The 4469-nt window shown below is 70.6% G+C and carries 3 protein-coding genes; all 3 read left to right on the forward strand.

The features are described 5' to 3' along the window. Positions 1-930 (forward strand): VWA domain-containing protein (locus tag AB8Z36_RS31250; protein ID WP_369216756.1); only part of this gene is annotated, 930 nt, incomplete at its 5' end. 101 nt (positions 931-1031) lie between these two features. Continuing rightward, a complete protein-coding gene (locus AB8Z36_RS31255) occupies positions 1032-2156 on the forward strand; it encodes an ATP-binding protein (protein WP_369216757.1) in 1125 nt (374 codons plus the stop codon). Further along, positions 2153-4469, forward strand: a 2317-nt coding sequence (locus tag AB8Z36_RS31260; RefSeq protein WP_369216758.1) for a hypothetical protein, incomplete at its 3' end; no start/stop codon positions are given. The genes AB8Z36_RS31255 and AB8Z36_RS31260, both read left to right, overlap by 4 nt.

The raw sequence follows: 4469 nt of genomic DNA on the forward strand, positions 1-4469 counted from the left end.
GGCGGCCGGGGCACGGCGCCGGATCTCGACAAGCTGATCCCCGCGATCGGCCCGGAGCTGGGGGCCCTTGAGGCCGACCTGGTCAAGCGCATGCACCTGCGCGAGGTCCTCGCCGATCCCGCGCTCGCCGCCCGCCTCACCCCGAGCATGTCGCTGATCGAGCAGCTCCTGCGGGACAAGGACAACCTCTCGGGCATCGCCCTGGCCAATGCCAAGTCGCTGATCCGCCGCTTCGTCGACGAGGTCGCCGAGGTGCTGCGCACCCAGGTGGAGAAGGCATCGGTGGGCGCGCTCGACCGCTCGGTGCCGCCCAAGCGCGTCTTCCGCAACCTCGACCTCGACCGCACCATCTGGAAGAACCTCACCAACTGGAGCCCGGAGGAGGAGCGGCTCTACGTAGACCGCCTGTACTACCGGCACACCGCCCGCAAGACCACGCCCCAGCGGCTGATCGTCGTCGTCGACCAGTCGGGCTCGATGGTCGACTCGATGGTGAACTGCACCATCCTGGCGTCGATCTTCGCCGGGCTGCCGAAGGTGGACGTCCACCTCATCGCGTACGACACCCAGGCGCTCGACCTCACGCCCTGGGTGCACGACCCCTTCGAGACGCTCCTGCGCACCAACCTCGGCGGCGGCACCGACGGCACGGTCGCCATGGCGCTGGCCCAGCCGAAGATCGCCGAGCCACGCAACACGGTCGTGGTGTGGATCTCCGACTTCTACGAATGGCAGACGGAGCCGCTCTTCGACTCCATGGCCGCCATTCACCGCTCGGGCGCCAAGTTCATACCGGTCGGGTCGGTGAACAGCTCCGGGCGCGGCAGCGTCAACCCGTGGTTCCGCGAACGCTTCAAGGACCTGGGCACCCCGGTGCTCTCCGGGCACATCAAGAAGCTCGTGCACGAGCTGAAGTCGTTCCTCACCTGAGCCCACCCGCCCCCCTTTCTCTCTTCCGCTTCTCTCTTCCGCTTCTCTCTTCCGCTTCTCTCTTCCGCACGTTTACGCACACCTCCAAGGAAGGCTTTGCCATGTCCGAACTGCTGCGCGCCCCCGCCGAGCTCAAGTACGCCGAGGAGCTGGACTGGCTGGAGTCCGTGGACGACGGTCCCAAGCCCTTCTCCTGGCGGCTCTCGCCCAAGATGGTCCGCCTGTTCGTGCTCGGCTCCGAGCGCGCCGACGGCCTCGACCGGAAGATCGCGCAGAAGTGGTTCGGCGACCGCAGCTTCGTCGAGCGCTCCATCGTCACGCTGGCCTCCGACCGCGGCCTGCTGCTCATCGGCGACCCCGGCACCGGCAAGAGCTGGCTGGCCGAGCTGCTCTCGGCGGCGATCAGCCGCAACTCCACGCAGGTCGTCCAGGGCACCGCGGGCACCACCGAGGACCACATCAAGTACTCCTGGAACGTGTCCATGGTGATCGCCAAGGGCCAGTCACGGGAGTCGATGATCCCCTCCCCGATCATGACCGCGATGGAGACCGGCACCATCGGCCGCTTCGAGGAGCTCACCCGCTCGACCAGCGACGTCCAGGACGCGCTGATCTCGATCCTCTCCGAGAAGTACATCTCCGTGCCGGAGCTGGGCAGCGACGCGGACAGCGACAACATCGTCTTCGCCAAGCCCGGCTTCTCGGTCATCGCCACCGCCAACAGCCGCGACCGGGGCGTCAACGACCTGTCCTCCGCGCTCAAGCGCCGCTTCAACTTCGTCCGCATCCCGGTGGTGACGAACAAGAAGAGCGAGACGGAGATCGTCCGCTTCCGCACCGAGGAGCTGCTGCGCCGCCACCAGATCGACCTGGACGTGCCGCCGACCCTGCTCGACGTACTCCTGGAGAGCTTCTCCGATCTGCGCGCCTCGGCCGCCGCTGCCGCGAGCGACGACGAGAAGCTGGAGTCCGCGCTCTCCACCGCCGAGCAGATCGGCGTTCTCGAAGACGCGATCCTGCACAGCAACTTCTTCGGTGAGCGCGCCCTGACCGCCCGCACCCTGGCCACCTCGCTCGTCGGGTCGCTGGCCCGCCGCGAGCCCGAGGACCTGGCCATCCTCAACAAGTACCTGCACGGTGTCGTCGAACCGCGCAGCAAGGAACAGGGCGGCTCCTGGCCCGAGTTCCTCGAAGGCGGCCGCGACGCGATCGCCACCCTGTCATGAGCGGCCCGCTGCGGGACACCGCCCGCCTTCCGGACACCACCCCTCTTCCGGACACCACCCGCACTGGTTCCGGCGGGGGCGAAGGCACCTTCGAGGCCCTGCGCGCACAGTTGCAGGAGGCCGCCGCGGCGTTCGCCGGAGGCGGGTCCGGCGTCCTTGAGAAGATCCTCCTCGGCCTCGTCGACGACGTCGACCGGGCGGTCCGTGAACCGCTGGAGATCTTCCCCGTCTGCCACCACTCCCCCGCCTCGGCCCTCGCCATGGCCCGCCGCCTGCGCCAGAAGCAGCCGAAGGTGGTGTACGTGGAGCTGTGCGAGGACATGGCCCCGCTCCTGACGGAGCTGCGCAACTGCCGCCTGCCGGTGGCGGTGCAGTCGTTCGCCACCGACATCGACGGCTTCCCCGTCGAGTGGGCGCCGCTGTCGGTGGTCGCCCCCATCACCGAGGCCTCGGCCGAGTACCAGGCGATCGCCTACGCCCTGGACACCCCCGGCGTCGAACTGATCCTGGTCGACCGTTCCTCGGACCACGTCTTCCAGTGGGACACGCGCGGCGCCGCCCCCGGTGACGCGGACGGCACGGCCGACCCGGACGCGCCGCCCGCCGACGAGGAGGCCGCGCTGCACGGGGACGCGGTCGGCGTGGAGATCGGCGACCTGCGTCCGCGCTTCGCGGCCCTGGAGGAACACCTGCTGCGCCACGGCCGGGTGCGGCACTGGTCGGAGTGGTGGCACCAGTACGTGGAGCTGCCGCTCGGCGACGCCGACCACGACACCTACCGCCAGGTCATGCTGCTGATCGGCAGCCTCTTCCGGCGCCTCGCGCCCGGCGACCCGCACCGGGTGCGCGTCGACGAGGACCGCGAGCGGTACATGTGGACCAGGATGCGCCGGCACCTGGCCGCGACCGGCACGGACCCCGCCGACTGCCTCTATGTGTGCGGCGCGTTCCACGCGGCGAGCCGGGTCGCCGAGTTCGGCGTGCACGGCACCGACACCTTCGAGATCAGCCCGCGTACCGCCACCACCTGGCAGCACGGCCTGATCCCCTCGAGCCACGCGGCGATCGAGGCGCAGTTCGGCCTCGCCGCGGGCTCGGTCTCCATCGCGGCGACGGTCTGGGCCAAGAACCTCCGCCGCACCCGCGTGGAGCCGTACCGCCTGGCCGGGCAGGCGGGGGTGAAGAAGCCCAAGGCGAAGAAGAGCACGGCGGTGGCACCCACCGCACCCGCGATCACGGCCGCAGCCGCGCCCACCGCACCCGCGACCACGGCCGCACCCCCGGAGCCGCCCTCGGACCAGCTGACCGGCTTCCTGCGCCAGCCGCCCGTCCTTGACCGGCTCGACGAGGCCGAACTGCTCGGCTGGTCGGTGGACATCGTGCGCGCCGCCCGGCGCAACGGCTATCTCGCCTCCACCGCCGACTCCATCGCGGTGTTCGAGACGTCGATCCTGCTGGCCGGGATGCGCGACCGGGCCAGGCCCACGCCCTACGACTTCCAGGACGCGGCCGTCACCTGCATCGAGAAGGACGCGGTGCCGGGCAAGCGCGATGTGCGCCGGCTCGTGGAGATCATGATGGGCGGCGACCGGATCGGGCAGGTCGGCTACGAGTCGCTGCCGCCCCTGGCCCGTGACGTGCACGACCGGCTCGCTCCGCTGAATCTGCCGCTGGACAAGCGCGGTGTCCGGCGGGCGCTGCTGGACATCGCCGGGCGGCCGGAGCTCGAGGCGTGCTCCGACGTGCTGTGGATGCTGCGCCGGCTGCTGCCGCACGGCGCCGCCCGCCCCATCATGGGTGAGCGCAAGCTGGGCGAGCGGTCGATCCAGGAGTCCTGGGACCTGGCACTGGGCACCCACCAGCGCGCGCTCATCGAGCTCGGCTATGAGGGCGTCAGCATCGAGCAGGTCCTGGAGCAGCGCCTGCGCCGCACCGCCTACGACCCGCGGGCCACCGCGGCGACCGTCCTCGAAGCCGTCGAGGACGCGACGCTGTACCTGGGCAGCCGACGCCTCGCCGACGAGCTGGGCGTCCGCGCCCTTGAGGTGCTCTCGGCCGAACGCAGCGTCGACGGCGCGCCGGAGGTGCTGCGCCGGGTGCGGCGGCTGCTCGCCTTCTACCGTACGAGCGAGCCGGTGCTTCCGCCCTGGATCGAGTCGTTCGCCAAGGCGGGGTACGCGCACTACTGCACGCTGCTGCCGACGGCGTTCACCGACGAGGACGCCACGGTCCGGCAGGTGGCGGCGATGCTGGGCTTCCTTTTCAGCATGGAGAGCCTGGCCCTCTCGCTCGGCTGCGACCGCACCCAGCTGG

Source organism: Streptomyces flavofungini, from assembly GCF_041028215.1.
GTDB lineage: Bacteria > Actinomycetota > Actinomycetes > Streptomycetales > Streptomycetaceae > Streptomyces > Streptomyces flavofungini_B.

Excerpts from the sequence above, each read along its gene's own strand:
- AB8Z36_RS31255 (WP_369216757.1), top strand. The coding sequence starts at position 1,032 with ATGTCCGAACTGCTGCGCGCCCCCGCCGAGCTCAAGTACGCCGAGGAG.